Consider the following 19,944-nt stretch of genomic DNA (forward strand, 5'->3'; position numbering starts at 1 on the left):
ACGCCGTCGTGGCCCGGTGCTCTCCGGCACACCCTCAACCCCCAGGGGTGCCCATGACCGACGCACGCTCACCCGACCACCCTGCCCCCGAAGTGTTTCCGGCGAACACCGCCCCCGTTTCCGCTCCGGTTTCCGCCGACGCTCCCACTACCCCCGTTTCCGCCCCCGTTTCCGCCGACGAGGAGCGGCTCCGCGAACTGGGCTACACCCAGGAACTGGCCCGCTCGATGTCGGGCTTCTCCAACTTCGCCGTCTCCTTCTCCATCGTGTCGATCCTCTCCGGCTGCCTGACCCTGTACGGAACGGGGATGAAGACCGGAGGCCCGGCCCTGATCGTCTGGGGCTGGCCGGTGGTCGGCCTGCTGACGCTCTGCGTCGGGCTGGCGATGGCCGAGATCTGTTCCAGCTACCCGACGGCCGGCGGGCTCTACTACTGGTCCGCCAAGCTGACCCGCACCCGCGGCCCGGCCTGGAGCTGGTTCACCGGCTGGTTCAACTTCCTCGGCCAGGTCGCGGTGACGGCCAGCGTCGACTACGGCGCCGCCTTCTTCACCAACGCGTTCCTCACGCTCCGCTTCGGCGTCGAGGCCAGCCCCGCGCACACCATGGAGATCTTCGCCGTCATCCTGCTGGCGCACGGCCTGCTCAACACCTTCGGGGTGCGCCTGGTCGCCGTCCTCAACAGCGTGTCCGTGTGGTGGCACCTGGTCGGCGTCGCGATCATCGTCGGCGCGCTCGCCTTCCTCCCCGACCGGCACGCCTCCGTCTCCTTCGTCCTCACCGAGTTCGTCAACCAGACCGGCTTCCACAGCCAGTTCTACGTCGCGCTGCTCGGCCTGCTGATGGCCCAGTACACCCTCACCGGCTACGACGCCTCCGCCCACATGACCGAGGAGACCCAGGACGCCGCCCGCTCCGGCCCGCGCGGCATCGTCAACGCCATCACCGTCTCCCTGGTGGCCGGCTGGATCCTGCTGCTCGGCATCACCTTCGCGGTCCGCGACTACGACGGCGCGCTCAACAGCGACACCCAGGTCCCGCCCGCACAGATCTTCATCGACGCGATCGGCGCCGGCGGCGCCGAGTTCCTCCTGCTCATCGTGATCGGCGCCCAGTTCTTCTGCGGCATGGCCTCCGTCACCGCCAACTCCCGCATGATCTACGCCTTCTCCCGGGACGGCGCGCTCCCCGGCTCCCGCCTGTGGCACCGCATCGACCCGCGCACCCAGACCCCGACCAACGCGGTCTGGCTGGCGACCGGCGGCGCGCTGCTGCTCGGCCTGCCCGCGCTCTGGAACACCACCACCTACACCGCCGTGACCTCCATCTCCGTCATCGGCCTCTACATCTCCTACGTCATCCCGGTCTACCTGCGGCTGCGCCAGGGCGAGGACTTCCCCCGCGGCCCCTGGCACCTCGGCCGGTGGAGCCGGCCGATCGGCCTCGTCGCGGTCGGCTGGACCGCGGTGATCACCGTCCTGTTCATGCTCCCCACCGCCAGCCCGATCACCACCGAGAGCTTCAACTACACCCCCGTCGCCGTGGCCGTCGTCGTCGGCTTCGCCGGACTGTGGTGGCTGGCCTCCGCCCGGCACTGGTTCACCGGGCCCCACGTCCAGGGCACACCACCCGAAACCGGCGCACGCGACACCGAACTGGAGGTCCGATGACCAGCCCCCGGCTCACCCTCGACGAACTGCGGGACCGCGTCGCCGACGGGTCCGTCGACACCGTCGTGCTCGCCATGACCGACATGCAGGGGCGCCTGCAGGGAAAACGCGTCGCCGCCGAGTACTTCCTCGACGACGTCGTCCCCGGCGCCGCGGAGGGCTGCGGCTACCTGCTCGCCGTCGACGTCGACATGGACACCGTCGACGGGTACGAGGTCTCCTCCTGGGACGGCGGCTACGGCGACCTGACGCTGCGCCCCGACCTCGCCACCCTGCGGGCCGTCCCCTGGCACCCCGCCACCGTCATGGTCCAGTGCGACGTCACCCACCACGACGGCACCCCGGTCTCCGTCTCCCCGCGCCAGATCCTGCAACGCCAGCTGGACCGGCTCGCCGGCTACGGCTGGCAGGCCCACGCCGCCACCGAGCTGGAGTTCATCGTCTTCCGGGACAGCTACGAGCAGGCCTGGGACAAGGACTACACCCGGCTCACCCCGGCCAACCAGTACAACGTCGACTACTCCATCCTCGGCACCGGCCGGATCGAGCCCCTGCTGCGCAGGCTCCGCAACGACATGGCCGGCGCCGGCCTCACCGTCGAGTCCGCCAAGGGCGAATGCAACCTCGGCCAGCACGAGATCGCCTTCAAGTACGCCGACGCCCTCACCACCTGCGACAACCACGCCGTCTACAAGACCGGCGCCAAGGAGATCGCCGCCCAGGAGGGATGCAGCCTCACGTTCATGGCGAAGTACGACGAACGCGAGGGCAACTCCTGCCACATCCACCTGAGCCTGCGCGACGAGCACGGCGCCCCGGTCTTCGCCGGCGACCGGCCGCACGGCTTCTCCCGCACCATGGAGCACTTCCTCGCCGGACAGCTCGCCTGCCTGGCCGACTTCGCCCTGCTGCTCGCACCCACCGTCAACTCCTACAAGCGCTACGTGCCCGGCAGCTTCGCGCCCACCGCCATCGCCTGGGGCCGCGACAACCGCACCTGCGCCCTGCGCGTGGTCGGCCACGGCCCCTCGCTGCGCTTCGAGAACCGCGTCCCCGGCGGCGACGTCAACCCGTACCTCGCGGTCGCCGCCCTGATCGCGGCCGGACTGCACGGCGTCGAGCAACAGCTCGAACTCGAACCGGAGTTCACCGGCAACGCGTACACCTCCAACGCACCCCGGGTGCCCGCCACCCTGCGCGACGCCGTCGACGCCTTCGAGCGCAGCGCCGTCGCCACCGAGGCCTTCGGCAAGGACGTCGTCCGGCACTACACCCACGCCGGACGGACCGAACTCGCCTCCTACCAGCGGGCGGTGACCGACTGGGAGCGGCGCCGCGGATTCGAGCGACTGTGACCGGCGGCGACCGCCGACCACCGCTGATCGGCATCACCGGCTACCAGGACGACGCCGCCTGGTCCGTCTGGAACCAGCGCGCCTCCCTGGTGCCCCAGACGTACGTCGACGCCGTCGTCCGCGCGGGCGGCACCCCGGTGCTGCTGCCACCGCAACCCGGCGGGGTCGGACACCTGCTCGACGTCCTGGACGGGCTCGTCCTCGCCGGCGGACCGGACATCGACCCGGCCCGCTACGCGGCGCCCGCCGATCCGCGCACCGGCCCGCCCCACCACGCCCGCGACGACTGGGAGAGCCGGCTCCTCGGCGCCGCCCTCGCGCGGGACCTGCCGGTGCTCGGCATCTGCCGCGGCATGCAACTGCTCAACGTCGAACTCGGCGGCACCCTCCTCCAGCACCTGCCGGACGGGAGCCACCAGATCGTCCCCGCCCGCTTCGTCCGCCACCGGGTCGGGCTGGTGGACGGCAGCCGGCTCGCCGCCGTCCTCGGGGCGGCCACCGAGGTCTCCTGCTACCACCACCAGGCCGTCGACCGGCTCGGCGCCGGTCTGCGGGCCACCGCCTGGAGCGCGGACGGCACCGTCGAGGCGATCGAACTGCCGGGCCGCCGCTTCGCGTTGGGCGTCCAGTGGCACCCCGAGACCGACCCCGACGACATACGCCTCTTCCACGCCCTGACCGCCGCCGGCCGCACCACCGCGAGCCGCACCACCGCCACCCCAGGGGAGACCAGCCCATGACCGAACCGGACCTCCACGAGGTCGTCAACCCCGCCACCGAGGAGGTGATCACCACCGTCGAACTGGCGGGCCTCGCCGAGACCGACGCCGCCGTCGCCCGCGCCCGCGCCGCGTTCGACACCTGGCGCCGGGTGGCGCCCGCCGACCGGGCCCGGCTGCTGCGCGCCTTCGCCGCCGCCGTCGACGCCGACCGGGAGCACCTCGCCGCCCTGGAGGTCGCCAACGCCGGCCACACCATCGGCAACGCGCGCTGGGAGGCGGGCAACGCGCGGGACGTCATCGAGTACTACGCCGCCGCGCCCGAGCGGCTGTTCGGCCGGCAGATCCCCGTCGCCGGCGGCATCGACGTCACCTTCCAGGAGCCGATCGGCGTCGTCGGCGTGATCGTGCCCTGGAACTTCCCGATGCCGATCGCCGCCTGGGCCCTCGCCCCGGCGCTGGCCGCCGGCAACACCGTCATCGTCAAACCGGCCGAACTCACCCCGCTCACCGCCCTGCGCCTCGGCGAACTCGCCCTCCGGGCCGGGATCCCCGAAGGGGTGCTGCAGATCCTGCCCGGACGCGGCCCGGTCGTCGGACAGCGCTTCGTCACCCACCCCGACGTGCGCAAGGTGGTGTTCACCGGCTCGACCCGGGTCGGCAAGGAGATCATGGCGGGCTGCGCGGCCCAGGTGAAACCCGTCACCCTCGAACTCGGGGGCAAGAGCGCCAACATCGTCTTCGCCGACGCGGACCTCGCCAAGGCCGCCGCGACGGCCCCCTACGCCGTCTTCGACAACGCCGGCCAGGACTGCTGCGCCCGCTCCCGGATCCTCGTCGAGGCGTCGGTGTTCGAGGACTTCATGGCGCTGCTGGAGCCCGCCGTCCGCGGCGTGCGGGTCGGCGACCCGGCCGACGAGAAGACCGAGATGGGCCCGCTGATCTCCGCCGCCCACCGGGCGCGGGTCTCCTCCTACGTCCCGGACGGGGCCGCGATCGCCTTCCGCGGCAGCGCCCCGGACGGGCCCGGCTTTTGGTACCCGCCGACCGTGCTCGCGCCCGTGCGGGACGACGACCCGGCCTTCACCGAGGAGATCTTCGGACCGGTCGTCACGGTCGTCCCGTTCCGCGACGAACAGGACGCCCTGCGCATCGCCAACGCCACCGAGTACGGCCTGTCCGGCTCGATCTGGACCAGGGACGTCGGGCGCGCCCTGCGGGTCTCGCGCGGCGTCGACGCCGGCAATCTGTCCGTCAACTCGCACTCCTCGGTGCGCTACACCACGCCGTTCGGCGGCTTCAAGCAGTCCGGCCTGGGCCGCGAGCTCGGCCCGGACGCCCTCGACGCCTTCACCCAGACCAAGAACGTCTTCATCTCCACGGAGGAATGATCAGCATGACCCAGCGACTCGACGGCCGGGTGGCCGTCATCACCGGCGCGGGCAGCGGCATCGGCCTGGCGACCGCCCGCCGGTTCGCCGCCGAGGGGGCGAAGGTGGTCTGCGCCGACCTCGACCCCGAGAGCGGCGAGAAGGCCGCGAACGAGGTCGGCGGCCTGTTCGTCCAGGTCGACGTCACCGACGAGGACGGGGTGCGCGACCTCTTCCAGCGGGCCGTCGACGAGTTCGGCCGGCTCGACATCGCCTTCAACAACGCGGGCATCTCCCCGCCGGACGACGACTCCATCCTCACCACCGGCCTGGACGCCTGGAAGCGCGTCCAGGAGGTCAACCTCACCAGCGTCTACCTGTGCTGCAAGTACGCGATCCCGCACATGCAGCGCCAGGGCAAGGGCTCGATCATCAACACCGCCTCCTTCGTCGCCGTGATGGGCGCGGCCACCTCGCAGATCTCCTACAGCGCCTCCAAGGGCGGCGTGCTGGCCATGTCCCGCGAGCTGGGCGTGCAGTTCGCCCGCGAGGGCATCCGCGTCAACGCGCTCTGCCCCGGGCCGGTCAACACCCCGCTGCTCCAGGAGCTCTTCGCCAAGGACCCGGAGCGCGCCGCCCGCCGCCTGGTCCACATCCCGCTCGGCCGCTTCGCCGAACCCGAGGAGATCGCCGCCGCGGTGGCCTTCCTCGCCTCCGACGACTCGTCGTTCATGACCGCCAACACCTTCCTCGTCGACGGCGGCATCTCCGGCGCCTACGTCACCCCGCAGTAACAGCCCCGGCCCCGGCTCGCCCGCCCCCGCCACCAAGCGGGGGCGGGCGAGCCGCACGCGCTACCGCTCCGCACGGCGCAGGAACTGCCAGCCCAGAACAACCAGGGCGAGCGTCTGCACGAGAGAAGCGAGCACGAGCAGGGGCTGAACGGTGCGCGAGCACCAGAACGCGGTCGTGCAGACCATGGGCAGGACCACGTACGCGAACAGGTCCACCGCGGTCTGAAGCCGCTTGCGCAGGGTGCGGCCCGCGACGTTGCGATGGTAGGTCTCCCACCCGAACACCGTGCCGTGGGCGGAGGCGAGTTCCCCCAGGCGCGGCCCCAGCTGGTCGCGGACGTAGCAGCCGATCGCCGAGATCTTCTCGTCGTTGACCAGGTAGGTCCAGCCCAGGATCAGGCAGATCGCGGGGACGGAGAGCAGCAGTGGGAGCTGTCCGCTCTGGACGGTGACCGCCATGACCGCGGTGGCCGCGGCGAGCGTGAAGTAGAGCAGGTTGTCGCGGAACCCGATGCGGGTCTTCTGTTCCTCCTTGAGACAGTCGTACTCGGCCAGCAGGATCTTGCTCTCGGTGACGTCGTCCGTGGAGGTCACAGGCATTCCCATGCTCGAGTTCAGGATCAGCCGGCGATCCGGAAGGGCGTCAGGTTGTCGGGGCCGCGCCGTTCGATCCAGCCCTTCCCTTCGGCCGCTATCCCCTCCAGGAGGCGGAAGGCGTGGGTGGAGCCGGCCGCGCTGAGGCTGATCGCGGAGATCTCCTGGGAGTGCTCGTCCGGGGCCAGTTGATGCGCGTCGGCGTCCTTGACGCGGATCTTCAGGGCCGGGCCGTTGGTGAGAAGGAGCTCCAGGTCGTAGCCGATGTCGGCGTTCTCCGTCACCTGCACGGAGGACAGCGCGTCGAACCGGTAGTTGTTCCGCTGCTCGTTCTTGCACGTCGCGTCGGAGAAGGTAAACTCGGAGCTGACCTCGCGGACGCCGTCCTGGGTGAACAGGAACAGGCGGAAGACGTAGCGCGAGTACCGCAAGGGGCCGCCCCGGACCCGGCCCCGTTTGGCGGAGGGCCCCGGGGCCACCAGGATGGTGTGGGTGATCAGGTCGCGCCAGGTGAGCCGGTGGTACCGGAGCGCCTCGTCGATGAACAAGGTCTTGTCGCAGGTGAGCCAGGTCTCCATTTCCAGCTCGGTGGGGCGCGTTTCATCCAGGAACGACTGCCAGCGCTGGTGGGCGATCTGTCGTGCGGTCAGCTGTTCCTGGTACTTCCGGGTCTCCCGGGCCAGCCGGTGTTCCTCGCGCAGGGCCTCCAGCCACCGGGAAGCGGCCGCGTGCCCGGACCAGGCCGCACCGAGTACGGCCAGGAACGCCCACAGTGGCCGCGGCGCGGCGGCACCCGAGACCGCCGTTCCGAACGCGGTCAGAGTCGCGACGCCGAGCGCGGCCAGGGCCGCCACGGTAAGGGCCTTCGTCCTGACCGGAGTCCGGTCCTGGTGCTCCTGATCGAACAGGGTGCCGTTGTTGTGGCGGTTCCGGGCGTCCTCGGCGAGGTACCGGATCAACCAGGTGACCCGTCCCACACCGATCCGGCTCTCCCGGTAGAGGTCCGCGATCTCGGCGGCGAGGCCGCTGCGGACCTGAGCGGTGTGGGCGAGCCAGGCCTCCGGGGTGAACCCGTAGGGCGTGCGGACGCTGAAGTAGTGATCGAACGCATGGCGGACCTGGCCGGTGAACCCGTTGACGGCGGAGGCGGGACCGCCCGGCTGCGGGACCTCGATCCCGGCCGTGAGGTCCGACCGGGGTTCCTGGCACCACCACTGGACGCCGAAGCGGGCCGCGGTCAGACCCGCGCCGAGCGCCACCAGCAACTCGACGCCCGCCGGAACCGGATCCGCGACCAGCGCCAGGCCCCAGAGGAGCGCGCCGCTGACGACGAACAGGACCGCCCGGACGGGTAAGCCCGCCCGGGCGGCGGCCGCGGTGCTCGGGCGGGGCGGCACGGCCCGCGCCCCGATGGGGACGGGTTCGAAGTAGGCCCAGACCCGCCGGACCCGGTCGTTGCCGAAGCGCTCGGCCCTCGCCCGTTCGCAGGTCTCCGCCCACAGGTCGTCCTTCAGCCCTCCGGTGAGCATGAGGTCGAGGTGGCGGAGGATCGCGTCGCGCTGGCGAGGCGGCAGGTCCTGCAACTGCTTCAGCACGGGGCCAGTCTCGCCGTTGTCGGCGCTGAGGACCGCCAGCAGGTCGAAGGTGAGGCGCAGGGCTTCCTTCCACCCGTCCTCGGCGTAGGCCTGCAGGCGCCCGGAGGCGTAGTGCAGTCCTCGGACCTCCTCGCCGCTGAGGTCCTGATAGGTGCGCGCGCTGAACATGGCGAGCACCCAGTGGAAACGCACCTCTGCGCTCTCGTACCCGTGGGCCATCGCATCAGTGATCATCGTGCGGGCGCGGCCGGGGACGCCGTCCTCCAGGAGCCGCACACCCACCCGGTACTTCTCCTGCGGCGAGGCGTCCGGGTGGACGAAGTAGACGTTGGAGTTGTGGACGGTCTCGGCCTGGATCCCCACGGTGGAGCCGTGGGCGGCAGAGTTGTACGTGGCACTATCGCTGTCGCTCATGCCGGGTCACCGGCAGCGGCGATCAACGACGCCAGCGCGGCGACCAGTGCGGGGCAGTCGATGACCAATCCGCGCAGCCTCCTGAGCGTCATGACCGTCCGCTTCGACGATTCGGGGGTGTTTCCCCCGGCCGCCCGGAGGGCGGAGCCCAGATCGGTCAGAGCCTCTCGGTAGGTGTCCTCGTCGAGGGAGCCCTCGGCGCGGTGCTGTCCCAACTGCTCCCGGAAACCGTTCAGTTCCGCGATCAGGTCGGTCGGGGATGACTTCGGGACCGTGTTCATGTGCACGCTGCTGCCCGTGACCGAGCCAGCCATGATGCCGACGGTGCTGTTGTGGGCGGTGTTGCTGACACCTCGGTCGAACCCGTCTGCCGAACGGGCCCTGTCGTCCCTGCGCAAGGTGGCCTCCTCCTCTTCCCCCACCAGTTCCACTGCCAGCCGGGTAGCGAACGCCGCCGCGTTCGCGGCGGCCCGCGGCTGCCAGTTGCGGTCATCCGCACTGTTCTTCGTGCCGTCCGCCCGGTCGCTGATCCCCCGGACGATGGCCACCGGTGCTCCGTTGAGGTGGCCGGCCTGTGCCACGCCGGCCGCCTCCATCTCGACGGCGAGTGCGTCGTTGTAGTGCTGTCGGATCCACTTCGCCTCGGCCGAGATCCTCGAGTTCTGGACGACCTCACCTGCGGCGATCGCCCCGAAGCGCACCTGCGGCGCGTCCGCGTGACCGGGCGCGGGCTCGGCCCAGTCGTTCAACCGGGCCAGGTGCGAGGCGAGCTGGCTGATGCCGTGCGGCGCTTCCCACACCCGGGGGCGGGCTTTGAGTCCGTCGTCCTCGCTGGTCCCACCGTGGTAGGCGTACACGTGGGTCGCCATCACCACGTCGCCCAGCCTGACGGTGTCCCACAGGGCGCCGGCGACCCCGACGAACAGCACCGCCACCGGCGAGAACTCCTGGATCGCGCGTTCGGCGATCACCGCGGCGGAGTGGTTCCCCTTGCTCGTCAGACCGAGTGCGACACGGCACGACGTGCCCTGCACGGTCCCCACCTCGAACCGGGTACCACGCTCATGGCGATGCACCTGCGGATCCGCCAGCCTCTGGCGGACAGCCTGGTACTCGAGATTGAGGGCGGTCAGAACCACCACCGGGCCGTTCGACATCATTCCTCTTCCCCTCTCGTGTTCTCTTCCGTCGCGAATGGCGCGGGTCGGATCAGCGGTGGGAACAGCACGGTTTTCGGGCCGGCCCGGTACAGCCGTGCGGGCCGTCCTCCCGTGGTCCTGCGATCCGTGCCGACAGGGACGATGAACCCCTTCGCGGCCTGGACCTTCCGGTAGAAGTTGCGGGTGTCGAGTTCGGTGCCCCAGACGGCCTCGTACACCTGCTGCAGTTCCGCGATGGTGAAGTTCTCCCCGCAGAACGCCGTGGCCAGCGCCGAGAACTCGAGCTTGGTGCGCGCGTGTTCGATCCCGTCCGCGGCGATTCGACGGTGGTCGAAGGCGAGCTCCACCTCGCCGGACAGGACGGCTTCCGCGGGAACCCACGCGGCATCGGCGGCATCCGTGCCAGCGACCGGGTCGGGCAGCCCCGGTGCGATCGCCAGGTGGGCCACCGAGACGACTCGGCCCCGCGGATCGCGGCCCGAATCCCCGTACACGGCCAGCTGTTCAAGGTGCACCCAGCCGGCGGCCAGGGCCGTCTCCTCACTCAGTTCGCGGTGGGCGGCATCCAGGATCTCCTCACCGTCGTGGTTCAGGAATCCTCCGGGCAGGGCGAGCATGCCCCGGAAGGGATCCCCGCCCCGCTCCACCAGGAGAACGTGCAGGCGGTTCTCCCGCAGCGTCAGGATCACGAGATCGACCGTCAGCAGGACGGGCGTCGGTGACCACACGTCATCTTGCATGGTCTGCACGGTACTTCAGTTACTGTCACTTGCACAATAAGGGGGTGGCGGAGTTGCCGTGCGCATGACTCCGCAGCCTCGGCGCCCAAGCGGCATGCCGGCATCCACACGGCACCACCCCCGTTGGCACTTCCGTGCTCAGGCAGGTGCTCAGCGGCTCCTGCGGCGATCGCGCAGTAGGCGGACGACGTAGAGGGGGACGCCGATGGCGGCGCCGAGGATGAGGGCCCACTCCGCGAAGAAGGGGAAGCCGGGGTGGAAGCCGGTGGTGTCGGCGGCGGCCAGGGCGGCGGTGAGTGGCTGCTGGGGCATCGTCTGGTCCTCGGGTGTCGACGGGGCTGGGGTCAGCCGACGCGGAGGTCGGGGCCGGGCTGGGTCCGCTCCGGGGCGGTGCCGTGCATCAGGGCGATGTAGCCGTCCTCGACGGTGGCGCTGACGCGCTCCGCGTCCGGGGCGGGGCTGGTGGGGCTGATGACCCGGTACGTGGTGCCGGTCGAGCCGGGGGTGACGTTGACGGTGGGGAGGCCGGGTGGCGGGGCGGTGGCCGGCTGGGTGAGGTGCCACACCATGCCCTCGGCGCGGGTGGCGAGGTCGCCGACGGCGCCCTGGAAGGCGACCCGCCCGCGCTCGATCACCACGACGTTCGGGCAGGTCTGCACGACGTCGTCGACGATGTGGGTGGAGAGCAGCACCGTCCGGTCGCCGGCCAGCCTGGCGAGCAGGGCGCGGAACCGCAGCCGCTCCTCGGGGTCCAGTCCCACGGTGGGTTCGTCGACGATCAGCAGCCGGGGGTCGTTCAGGATGGCCTGGGCGATGCCCACGCGGCGCTTCATGCCGCCCGAGTAGCCCTTCACCTTCCGGTGGGCGACATCGCCGAGCGAGACCAGTTCGAGGACCTCCTCGACGCGGGCGCGGCGGGCGCGCCGGTCGGTGATGCCCTTGAGCAGCGCCATGTAGTCGAGGAACTGGCGGGCCGTCAAGTCCGGGTACAGGCCGAGCTCCTGAGGGAGGTAGCCGGTGGTGGCCCTGACCTCCTGGCGCCGGCCGCGCGAGGTGAGCTCGGTGCCGTCCACCGCGACGCTGCCCGAGCTCGGCAGCAGGACCCCGGTCAGGACCCGCATGAAGGTGGTCTTGCCTGCTCCGTTGGGGCCGAGCAGACCGACCATGCCGACGGGCAGGCGCAGGCTGATGCCGTCGAGGGCGCGGACCTCGCCGCGCCGGAAGGTGACGGTCAGATCGGTGATGGTCACGTCGGGCGCGGTCATGACGGGTTCCTCCGGGTGAGCACGAGCTGGGTGATCATGAGGGTGGCGAGCGCCATGAGCAGCAGGAAGGCGATGCTGAGGACGGCCTCGCCGCCGGTCGGGGTGATTCCCCGCTGCCTGGCGTCGAACAGGGTGCCGTGGAACCAGGCGCCGGCCGGGTACTCGCCGATGGCTTCGAAGGGCGTGCCGGCGGGGGTGGGGATCCCGAAGCGCGGGCCGACCATGTTGCCCCAGATCCAGTAGCCGAACACGCCGATCCGGTAGAGCACGGGCCCGGTCAGGTACGGGACGGTGACCGAGCAGGCCGAGATGAAGACCAGCCCGGGCAGGACGACGGCGGCGAACGCCGCGAGGCCGACCGGGATCACCCCGGCTCCGTGCTGGGCGGTCAGGTAGCCGAGCAGGCCCGCCCAGGCGACGGCGACCGGTGTGATGGTCGCCGCGCCGGCGCCGATGGCCTTGCCCCACAGGCGCGGGCCGATGCCGGTGGGCGTCGAGGCCAGGAGGTCGTTCAGCTCCAGCCGGGACTCCCGCCGGGCGCGGTCGGCGAGGACGGCGCCGACGCCGATCGGGCACAGCATGACGAAGTTGCCCGCCCAGTCCGCGACCAGGAAGGGCAGGTCCGTCGAGCTGGTGAAACCCGGCGGGAAGGGCGACGCGCAGCGCAGCGCGATCAGCCCGAGCACGACCACCCAGACCGCCGGGCGGCGCACCTGCATCAGGTACTCGTAGCGGGCGGCCGCGACGGTCTTCGCCCACCAGCCGCGAGCTGCGGTGGGCGGGGCGGTGCGCTGAAGGACGGTGGTCATGCGGTCTCGCTCCCCACGAATCGTTCGGGACGCCCCAGCAGCAGGCCGGCCGCGATCACGGCGGCGACGCCGACGGCGGGCAGGGCGATGCGGTTGACGGTCCATTCGTGCGCCGGGACCTCGGCGTCGACGCCGAGGAACAGGTACTGCGCCCGCAGCACCGGGTGGTCCAGGAGGGCGCGCTTCATCAGGTCCTGGGCCAGCCAGATGCCCCCGATCAGGCCGCTCGCGGCGCCCGGGCTGCGCAGGCCGATGGCGATGAGCATCGCCAGGGCGACCAGCCAGAGCATCGGCGGGGCCCACACCAGGACGTAGCCGCCGGTGCCCTGCCCCTCGGGCCATGCGTCCAGGGCGCGGAACGCGACGGCGTCCACCAGCGTGACCAGGGCCGCCGGGACCACCACCAGGCCGACCCGCAGGAACAGCACCCGGCGGTAGACCGTGCTGGTCATGACCAGTTCGGCGCCGGGATCACGCCCCACGATCGAGCAGGCCGCGACGGCGGTGCCGAGCGGGGCGAAGCCCGCCAGGACGGCGCCGGCGGCGAGGTCGAGGTGCTCCGTGGCGGCCCCGGTGGCACGCATGACGATCACCAGGATCGCGCCGCCCAGCGGTGCCGCCATCGCCGTCACCGGCGCGGCGATGCCGATGATCCGCAGCTCCAGCCGGAGGCGGTCCCAGGTGGGCCGGTTCACGTCCACCTGCCGGCTCGTACGGGCCCCGCGTCGCCGCGGGGTGTTTCGAGGTCTCGTTGCATGCCGTCAAGCCTGCTCACGCCGACCGCGGGCCGTACCGGCCGAAAGTACGGAACGGGCGGATCGGAACGGTCCTTTCGGCCGGTACACCGGTCGTGCCCCGGTTCCGTAGTCTGAGCGCCGTGAGGATCAGGGAACGGCTTGCCGCACTGGGCGCACGGGCCGCCGGACGAACCGACGTCCTGCTCGGGCTCGCCTTCGCGGCGGTGCTGGCAGCGACGGCCTACCAGCATGCCGACGCGGGGCGCCGGGACTGGCTGCTCGACTTCGGCCTCAGCGCGGTGGTGTGCCTCGCGGCGCTGCTCCGGGGGCGCGACCGGCTGGTCGCCGCGTCAGTCGGCCTGGCCGCCGCGGCTGCCGCCGTCCTCGCCTCCAGCAGGGGGTACCTGACCGATCAGCCCGGCGTCGCCGCGTCCTTGGCGCTGGCCGTCCTCGCCGGCTCGGCGGTGCGGGCGCTGCCGCCCCGGCGAGCCGTGGCGGTCGCCGCCGCCGGACTCGCGGTCACGGCACTCGGCCGGCTCGCCTCCACCTCGACTGCCGTCGGCTCGTTCCACGCCGGCGTCAAGGGCTGGTCGGTCGGCCTCGGTACGGGGCTCCTCCTGCGCTTCCTGGAGCATCGCCGCCGGGCCACCGTCGAGGCGGTACGGCGAGACGAACGCCTGGCCCTGGCCCGGGAGTTGCACGACGTCGTCGCCCACCACGTCGCCGGCATCGTGATGCACACCCACGCCGCCCGGATCATGCTCCGCAAGCAGCCCGACCACCTCGCCTCCGCCCTGGCGGACATCGAGCGCTCGGGCACCGACGCCATGGACGCGATGCGACGGGTGGTCGCCCTGCTCCGCGACGCGGAGGACGGCGCCGCCGTCACCGCCGGGCCGGAGCAACTCGTCGACCTGGTCCGCCGCTTCGAGGAGCACGGACCGGCCGTCGACCTCCGGCTGCCCACCGGGGCGACGAACTGGCCGCCCGTGGTCACCACCACCGTGTACCGGGTCGTCCAGGAATCCCTGACCAACATCGTCCGCCACGCCCGCGGCGCTCGCGCCGTCACCGTCACCATCGACCAGGGCCGTCCGGACCTCACGGTCGAGGTCGGCGACGACGCTCCGTCGCACCCCCCGAACCGCCCGTCCCCGCGCGGCGGCTACGGTCTGGTCGGCATGCGCGAGCGCGTCGAGGCGCTGGGCGGTACGCTCGACGCCGGCCCGCGGCCCGGCACCGGCTGGACGGTACGGGCCACCCTGCCCCTGCGAGCCGGAGACCGTCGATGAGCATCAGCGTCCTGCTCGCCGACGACCAGGCCATGATCCGCACCAGCCTGCGCCTCATCCTGGAGGACGAGCCCGACATCACCGTCGTCGCGGAAGCACGCGACGGCGCCGAGGCCGTCGCCCTGGCCCGCCGACTGCGGCCCGACGTCTGCCTCGTCGACATCCGCATGCCCCTCCTCGACGGCATCGACGTCACCCGCGCACTCGCCGGCCCGGGCATCGCCGACCCGCTGCGGGTCGTCATCGTCACCACCTTCGGACTCGACGAGTACGTCCACGGCGCCCTCCAGGCCGGAGCCCTCGGCTTCGTCCTCAAGGACGGCGACCCCACCCTGTTCACCGCCGCCGTGCGGGCCGCCAGCGTCGGGGACGCCCTGATCTCCCCGTCGATCACCCGGCGCCTGCTCCGCGACCTCGCCGCCGTCGGAACCCCGTCCGCCCGCCGGCCCGACACCCCGCTCACCGACCGGGAAACCGAGGTCATCCGCGCTGTCGCCCGGGGCAGCACCAACCAGGAGATCGCCGCCGCCCTCTTCATCTCCGTCAGCACCGTGAAGGGCCACCTCGCCGCGATCCAGCACAAGCTCGGAGCCCGCAACCGCAGCGAGATCACCGCCTGGGCCTGGGAATCCCGCCTCATGCCGGGCAGCGCCGGCCGATAGCGCCAACAGCGGGGGAACCATGCGAATCGCGCACGCGTCACCGGAGCCGGCTCTGCGGGCCTTCGTCGAGCGGTACTGGTGGTGCGAGGGGGAGGCCGGCGACCTTCCGCTGCTGCTGCCCGGAACGGGCGCCGAACTGTGGATCCACTACACGGGCGGGGTCGAGCCGTGCCCAGCGGACGGACTGCCGCCGCGGCCGCTGCCCGCCGCGCACCTGGTCTGCCTGCGGCAGACGCGCTGGTCACTGACCTCGCGCGCGGCAGTCGGCTTCGTGGCCGTCCGGTTCCGGGCCGGTGCCCTGCGCCACTTCCTCGGCCCCGGCGTCGACGACGTGGCCGACCAGGTGGTGAGCGCCGCCGACCTGTGGGGCCCGGCGGGCCGGCGGATGACCGACGAGGTGCGCCTGGCCGCCGATCCGGGCGCTCGCACGGACGTCCTCGACCGCTTCCTCACCGGGCTGCTCGACGGCCACCACCGGGCCGACGCGTGGATGGACGCCGCGGTGCGCCTGGTGTACCGCAGCCCCGGCGACCTGCGGATGGACGCACTGGCCGAGCGGCTCGGGGTCGGCGCCAGACGGCTGCAGCGGGCCTTCCCGCCGGCGGTCGGGGCGGGCCCGAAAGGGTTCCAGCGCCTGGCCAGGTTCCAGAAGCTCACCCGCGCCCTGCTGCTGGAGGACCAACGCCGTTATCTGCCGGCCGCGTTGGGCGCGGGCTTCTACGACCAGAACCACTTCATCCGGGAGTTCCGGCACTTCACCGACCAGCGCCCGACCGCACTGCTGGGCCGGGGACTGTCGCATTTCTACTATCAGCCGCTGCGCGATCCCGGCCAGGCTGGGCACCGACTCGGAGAAAGGGAAGTGCGATGACCATGGTGGTGGCGATCCTGCAGGCCAAGCCCGGGCAGGAAGACACTCTCGAGGAAGCCCTGTGTGAGGTCGCGGCGCGCTCCCGGGAGGAGCCGGGGGCGGTGGCCTACACGGTCGGCCGCCGGCAGGGCGGCCGGTTCCTGGTCGCGGAGCGGTACGCGGACCGCGCGGCGTGCGACGCCCATTTCGCCGCCCCCTACGTGACCGGTCTGCTGGCGCGCTTCCCGGAGCTCCTGGACGGCGAACCGCAGGTCGAACTCACCGACGTCGTCACCGGCTTCGTCCGCTGAACGTTCGTCCGCTGAAGTGCGGCACCGAGCCCGCCGGCCGTCCTGCGGGGATGGGCAGTGGTCCCGCCCCGTACAGGAACCGGACACCACATGAGGAGTGAAGGCATGCCCCGCATCGAACCGCTCGACCCGCCCTACCCCGCACCGATCGAGCAGGCCCTCCGGCGATGGATGCCGCCCGGTGTCGAACACGAACCACTGGCACTGTTCCGGGTGTTGCACCGGAACCCGGACCTGGCGTCACGCATGTTCGCGCTGGGCGCCGGCCTGCTGGCCCACGGACTCCTCCCCGACATCGATCGCGAGATCGTCATCGCCCGCACGACCGCCCGCGCCGGTTGTGCGTACGAATGGGGCGTTCACGCCGCGGCCTTCTCCCAGCAGGTCGGGCTGACCCCCGAGCAGGTCCGGGCGACCACTGACACCGACCCCACGAGCCGGACCTCATGGCAGCCCCGGCACGCGGCGCTGCTGCGCGCGGTCGACGAGCTCCACGACGGCGCCCGGCTCTCACCGACCGCCTGGAACGACCTGCGCGAACACTACGAGGAAGCCCAGCTCCTGGAGTTCCTCGTCCTGGCCGGCTGGTACCGGACCATCAGCTACCTGGCCAACGGACTCCTCCTGGACGAGGAACCCTGGGCAACCCCGTTCCCGGCCCGCTGACCCGGGAACCCGGGGACTGCCGCAGCGGGCGGGCGGCGTACGGGTGTCGGCCGGTCGACGCCGGCCCGCACCCCGAGAGCGTGCGGACGGGGCCGCGCCGCCGTCGCCCTACGGGGCTCCCTCCTGCTGCCGGCGCATCCACTCGGCCACCGCCCGCTCGGTCTCCGCGAGTTGCTCGGTCGGGCTGAACTGCAGGAGCTCCGTGCCCGCGTCCACGTACGGGCGGTGCCCCGGCGGCACGTAGAACGCGTCGCCGGTCTCGTACGTCTCCTCGTGGTCGGCGAACGCGAAGCGCGTGCGCCCGGCGAGGACGTAGCCCCAGTGCGGGCACCGGCACGCCCCGCCGGGCAACGACTGCAGCGGGCCGTCGAGATCGGCGTCGGCACCGAAGGAGACGAACTCGACCGTGTAGCCGTCCATCTCCTCGCGGCGGTCGACCACCGGCCCGTACTCCTCGACCCTGGACGCCGTCTCCTTGGACACCTTCGGCATGGCAGTCCTCCCTCACCACGTGGGCACTGGTGCGTCTGCCCCTGTATCGAGTCGACCACCCGGACGGGCGAGCCGCATCCGGACCATCCCGCCCCCCGGCGGCCCGGGGCAGGGGGTGCTCGCCGGTTTTCGGCTCCCTCCCGTCGCGGCGGCTACGCCTACCGTTGGTCGAAAGGCGGCCGAGGCGGACGTGGAGACGGCGATGAGGGTCGTGTTCGTGCACGGGGCGTGCGTGCGGGACGGGGCGTGGTGGTGGCACCGCACCGCAGAGCTGCTGCGGGAGCGGGGGGTGCTGAGCGTGGCCCCGGCGCTGCCGAGCTGTGGCGAGGCGGGCCGGCCCGGCGGCGTCGGCGGTCCGGGGCTCTCCGAGGACGTCGCGGCGGTGCGGCGGGTGCTGCAGGCCGGCGACGAGCCGACCGTTGTGGTCGCCCACAGCTACGGCGGCATCATCACCGCGGAAGCCGCCGCCGGCGTCGGGTCGGTACGCCACCTGCTGTTGGTCTCCAGCTACCTGCCCGAGGTCGGGCAGAGCCTGTCGGAGTTCGGGGACGGCGACCCCGCCCCGTTCCTCGACATCGACTCCGACGCCGGCACCTTCGGGGTTCGCCCCGAGCTGCTGGTGGACACGTTCCTGCAGGACTGCGACCCCGAGGTCCAGGCGCGGGCGGCGGACCACCTCGCCCGGCAGAGCCTGCACGTGACCGGGCAGCCGGTCGGGGCGGCCGCATGGCAGCAGGTGCCCTCCACGTACCTCGTCTGCGCCCGGGACCGCGGCACCCCGCCGCGCCTCCAGCGCGAGTTCGCCCGCCGGGCCGGCAAGGTCGTCGAACTCGACGCCGGCCACCACCCGTTCCTGTCCCGGCCCGGTGCGGTCCGGGACCTGGTGCTGAGTCTTGGGTAGCCCAGGGGGCCGCAGGCGGATTGCCCCACGGGACGGGACCGGGGGTCAGCCGTGTTCCGCCGAGCCGGTGAGCCGGAGCTTGCGCTGGGCGCGCTGGTAGAACGTGGTCCGGCCGAGTCGTACGACATGGGCCGCGGCGGGCAGCATGGTCACCTCGACGACGCCGCCCGGTGCGACGCGGCCGACCAGGCGACCGTCCGCCTCGACGGCGAGGTCGCCGCTGTGCGGCAGGACCTCCAGCTCAAGTCGCTCGCCGCTGGAGAGGAACACGGAGCGGTTGAAGGCGGCATGGGGCGCCACGGGGGTGACCAGCAGACCCTCCGCGTTGGGGGAGACGATCGGGCCGCCGGCCGAGAAGCTGTACGCGGTGGAGCCGGTCGGCGTGGCGACGACGACCGCGTCGGCGGTGTAGGCCACGAAGGGCTCGCCCTGGACCCGTACGGCGACCGCCGCGGACTTGTGCCCGGGGCTGCGCAGGAGCACGACGTCGTTGAGCGCCGTCTCCTGGGCGTCCCCGAAGCGGGCGTGCACGCCGGAGCGGGCCTCCACGGTGAAACGGTGGGCGTCGATGGCGTCCAGGGCGCCGGGGAGTTCCGGTATGTCGACCTCGGCGAGGAAGCCGAGGCGTCCGACGTTGACGCCGAGGACCGGTGCGTGGCCTCCCGTCGCGAGCCGCATGGCGCGCAGCATGGTGCCGTCCCCGCCGAGGCTGATCATCAGGTCGGCGCTCGTGGTCATCTCCTCGGCCTCGACCGGGATGGCGTCGCAGCCGATCCGCGCCACCTCCGCCGCCAGCCCCACGACCTTCGTCCCCCGGGCCCGGCTCCAGCGGACCACGGCCTCCACGATGGGCGCGCAGGTTCGCTCGGGGTGGAGGACCAGCCCCACTGTGCCGATGAATCCCATCCGGGGCACCTCGATGTCGGCCAGGCCACTGTTGCTCTCTCCAGTCACGCACAGCCGGTCGTCACCTTCAAGGTCACCGCGGGCCCGCGTGATCACGTCGGGCGGCATCGCCTCCCGCCCGCCGGGACGTCTCGACTCCGTACGACGTGACCGCCCGCTGCTGCTCGTGACGGAATCCCTGCGCGAGCCGGCTGGTTGGGATGCGGAGAGAGAGTCCGATGGCTTCGGCGTCCGACGTGCCGAACCGGCGCCCGGCGGAGCCTTCATCGGGAGGCGTGTGCGATGGCTGACAGCCCGATCCGCGGGATCGATCCCTCCGCGCGGCCGAGCGGGGACGGGTGCGTTGAGTGTCTGGCGGGGGACGGGCCGGGGTGGTGGTTCCACCTGCGGCGATGCGCCGAGTGCGGGCACATCGGCTGCTGCGACTCCTCACCCTCACGACACGGCACGAGGCATGCCCGAGAGGCGGGGCATCCGTTCCTGGCCAGCTTCGAGCCGGGTGAGGCGTGGCTGTGGAACGTCGAGACCGAGGAGTACTACGAGGGGCCGGAACTGGCGGCGCCCGCCGCGCACCCGGCCTCGCAGCCGGTGCCCGGCCCGTGGGGCAAGGTCCCTGCCGACTGGCAGCTGCACCTGCACTGA

At 72.1% G+C, this 19,944-nt stretch carries 22 protein-coding genes; 12 read left to right on the top strand and 10 right to left on the bottom strand.

The annotated features are described in order from the left end of the window. Positions 1-53: 53 nt before the first annotated feature. From AB2U05_RS35320 to AB2U05_RS35340, 5 genes are read left to right on the top strand one after another with little or no spacing between them, the layout of a single operon-like run. Positions 54-1,670: an amino acid permease gene (locus AB2U05_RS35320; protein WP_369185537.1), complete on the top strand. Its 1,617-nt coding sequence runs from the start codon at positions 54-56 to the stop codon at positions 1,668-1,670. Beyond that, positions 1,667-3,025, top strand: a complete 1,359-nt coding sequence (locus tag AB2U05_RS35325) for a glutamine synthetase family protein (RefSeq protein WP_369185538.1) — start codon at positions 1,667-1,669, stop codon at positions 3,023-3,025. The genes AB2U05_RS35320 and AB2U05_RS35325 overlap by 4 nt, the downstream gene beginning before the upstream one ends. Then, positions 3,022-3,765, top strand: coding sequence for a gamma-glutamyl-gamma-aminobutyrate hydrolase family protein (locus AB2U05_RS35330; RefSeq protein WP_369185539.1), 744 nt, complete (start codon positions 3,022-3,024; stop codon positions 3,763-3,765). The genes AB2U05_RS35325 and AB2U05_RS35330 overlap by 4 nt, the downstream gene beginning before the upstream one ends. Continuing rightward, the gene (locus tag AB2U05_RS35335; protein ID WP_369185540.1) at positions 3,762-5,135 is read left to right on the top strand and encodes an aldehyde dehydrogenase; all 1,374 of its coding nucleotides are present in this window, start codon (positions 3,762-3,764) and stop codon (positions 5,133-5,135) included. Before AB2U05_RS35330 ends, AB2U05_RS35335 begins: the two co-directional genes overlap by 4 nt. 5 nt (positions 5,136-5,140) lie before the next feature. Next, positions 5,141-5,908 (top strand): 3-oxoacyl-ACP reductase, encoded by a 768-nt coding sequence (locus tag AB2U05_RS35340; protein ID WP_369185541.1) that lies wholly within the window; start codon positions 5,141-5,143, stop codon positions 5,906-5,908. Between the two features lie 60 nt (positions 5,909-5,968). Here AB2U05_RS35340 and AB2U05_RS35345 read toward each other — a convergent pair whose 3' ends face one another. From AB2U05_RS35345 to AB2U05_RS35380, 8 genes are all read right to left on the bottom strand, one after another. Further along, positions 5,969-6,508 (bottom strand): hypothetical protein, encoded by a 540-nt coding sequence (locus AB2U05_RS35345; protein ID WP_369186051.1) that lies wholly within the window; start codon positions 6,506-6,508, stop codon positions 5,969-5,971. A 20-nt stretch (positions 6,509-6,528) separates the two neighbouring features. After that, positions 6,529-8,511 carry a hypothetical protein gene (locus tag AB2U05_RS35350; protein ID WP_369185542.1) on the bottom strand — a complete coding sequence of 661 codons (1,983 nt, stop codon included), beginning with the start codon at positions 8,509-8,511 and terminating at the stop codon, positions 6,529-6,531. Continuing rightward, positions 8,508-9,668, bottom strand: coding sequence for a purine phosphorylase (locus tag AB2U05_RS35355; RefSeq protein WP_369186052.1), 1,161 nt, complete (start codon positions 9,666-9,668; stop codon positions 8,508-8,510). Before AB2U05_RS35355 ends, AB2U05_RS35350 begins: the two co-directional genes overlap by 4 nt. Further along, positions 9,668-10,411, bottom strand: coding sequence for an NUDIX domain-containing protein (locus tag AB2U05_RS35360; RefSeq protein ID WP_369185543.1), 744 nt, complete (start codon positions 10,409-10,411; stop codon positions 9,668-9,670). Before AB2U05_RS35360 ends, AB2U05_RS35355 begins: the two co-directional genes overlap by 1 nt. A gap of 150 nt (positions 10,412-10,561) precedes the next feature. Next, the gene (locus AB2U05_RS35365; RefSeq protein ID WP_369185544.1) at positions 10,562-10,723 is read right to left on the bottom strand and encodes a hypothetical protein; all 162 of its coding nucleotides are present in this window, start codon (positions 10,721-10,723) and stop codon (positions 10,562-10,564) included. 32 nt (positions 10,724-10,755) lie between these two features. After that, entirely contained in the window at positions 10,756-11,676 is a 921-nt protein-coding gene (locus AB2U05_RS35370) for an ABC transporter ATP-binding protein (protein WP_369185545.1), read from the bottom strand. Further along, the gene (locus AB2U05_RS35375) at positions 11,673-12,485 is read right to left on the bottom strand and encodes a hypothetical protein (protein WP_369185546.1); all 813 of its coding nucleotides are present in this window, start codon (positions 12,483-12,485) and stop codon (positions 11,673-11,675) included. Before AB2U05_RS35375 ends, AB2U05_RS35370 begins: the two co-directional genes overlap by 4 nt. Next, positions 12,482-13,186, bottom strand: coding sequence for a hypothetical protein (locus AB2U05_RS35380; RefSeq protein ID WP_369185547.1), 705 nt, complete (start codon positions 13,184-13,186; stop codon positions 12,482-12,484). Before AB2U05_RS35380 ends, AB2U05_RS35375 begins: the two co-directional genes overlap by 4 nt. Positions 13,187-13,362: 176 nt before the next feature. Between AB2U05_RS35380 and AB2U05_RS35385 the strand changes: the two genes are divergently transcribed. The 5 genes from AB2U05_RS35385 (at position 13,363) to AB2U05_RS35405 (ending at position 17,003) form a co-directional block, all read left to right on the top strand. Beyond that, on the top strand, positions 13,363-14,514 hold the full coding sequence (locus tag AB2U05_RS35385; protein WP_369185548.1) for a sensor histidine kinase: 1,152 nt from the start codon (positions 13,363-13,365) through the stop codon (positions 14,512-14,514). Beyond that, entirely contained in the window at positions 14,511-15,176 is a 666-nt protein-coding gene (locus AB2U05_RS35390; RefSeq protein ID WP_045692532.1) for a response regulator transcription factor, read from the top strand. The genes AB2U05_RS35385 and AB2U05_RS35390 overlap by 4 nt, the downstream gene beginning before the upstream one ends. Positions 15,177-15,195: 19 nt before the next feature. After that, entirely contained in the window at positions 15,196-16,047 is an 852-nt protein-coding gene (locus AB2U05_RS35395; RefSeq protein WP_369185549.1) for a helix-turn-helix domain-containing protein, read from the top strand. Further along, positions 16,044-16,337, top strand: a complete 294-nt coding sequence (locus tag AB2U05_RS35400) for a putative quinol monooxygenase (protein WP_369185550.1) — start codon at positions 16,044-16,046, stop codon at positions 16,335-16,337. Before AB2U05_RS35395 ends, AB2U05_RS35400 begins: the two co-directional genes overlap by 4 nt. Before the next feature lie 105 nt (positions 16,338-16,442). Beyond that, positions 16,443-17,003, top strand: coding sequence for a carboxymuconolactone decarboxylase family protein (locus AB2U05_RS35405; protein WP_369185551.1), 561 nt, complete (start codon positions 16,443-16,445; stop codon positions 17,001-17,003). Between the two features lie 108 nt (positions 17,004-17,111). On the opposite strand, the gene AB2U05_RS35410 is transcribed toward AB2U05_RS35405, so the two are convergent. Then, positions 17,112-17,495, bottom strand: coding sequence for a hypothetical protein (locus AB2U05_RS35410; RefSeq protein ID WP_369185552.1), 384 nt, complete (start codon positions 17,493-17,495; stop codon positions 17,112-17,114). Between the two features lie 202 nt (positions 17,496-17,697). Between AB2U05_RS35410 and AB2U05_RS35415 the strand changes: the two genes are divergently transcribed. Continuing rightward, the gene (locus AB2U05_RS35415) at positions 17,698-18,396 is read left to right on the top strand and encodes an alpha/beta fold hydrolase (RefSeq protein ID WP_369185553.1); all 699 of its coding nucleotides are present in this window, start codon (positions 17,698-17,700) and stop codon (positions 18,394-18,396) included. Positions 18,397-18,441: 45 nt separating this feature from the next. Here the strand turns inward: AB2U05_RS35415 and AB2U05_RS35420 are convergent, their stop codons facing one another. Beyond that, complete coding sequence (locus tag AB2U05_RS35420; RefSeq protein WP_369185554.1) at positions 18,442-19,350, bottom strand: NAD(+)/NADH kinase; 909 nt, start codon at positions 19,348-19,350, stop codon at positions 18,442-18,444. Between the two features lie 234 nt (positions 19,351-19,584). Here AB2U05_RS35420 and AB2U05_RS35425 point away from each other — a divergent pair, with 234 nt between their 5' ends. Further along, positions 19,585-19,944 (top strand): UBP-type zinc finger domain-containing protein, encoded by a 360-nt coding sequence (locus tag AB2U05_RS35425; RefSeq protein ID WP_045692536.1) that lies wholly within the window; start codon positions 19,585-19,587, stop codon positions 19,942-19,944.

The organism is Streptomyces sp. Y1, from assembly GCF_041053115.1.
Taxonomy (GTDB): Bacteria; Actinomycetota; Actinomycetes; order Streptomycetales; family Streptomycetaceae; genus Kitasatospora; species Kitasatospora rubellomurina.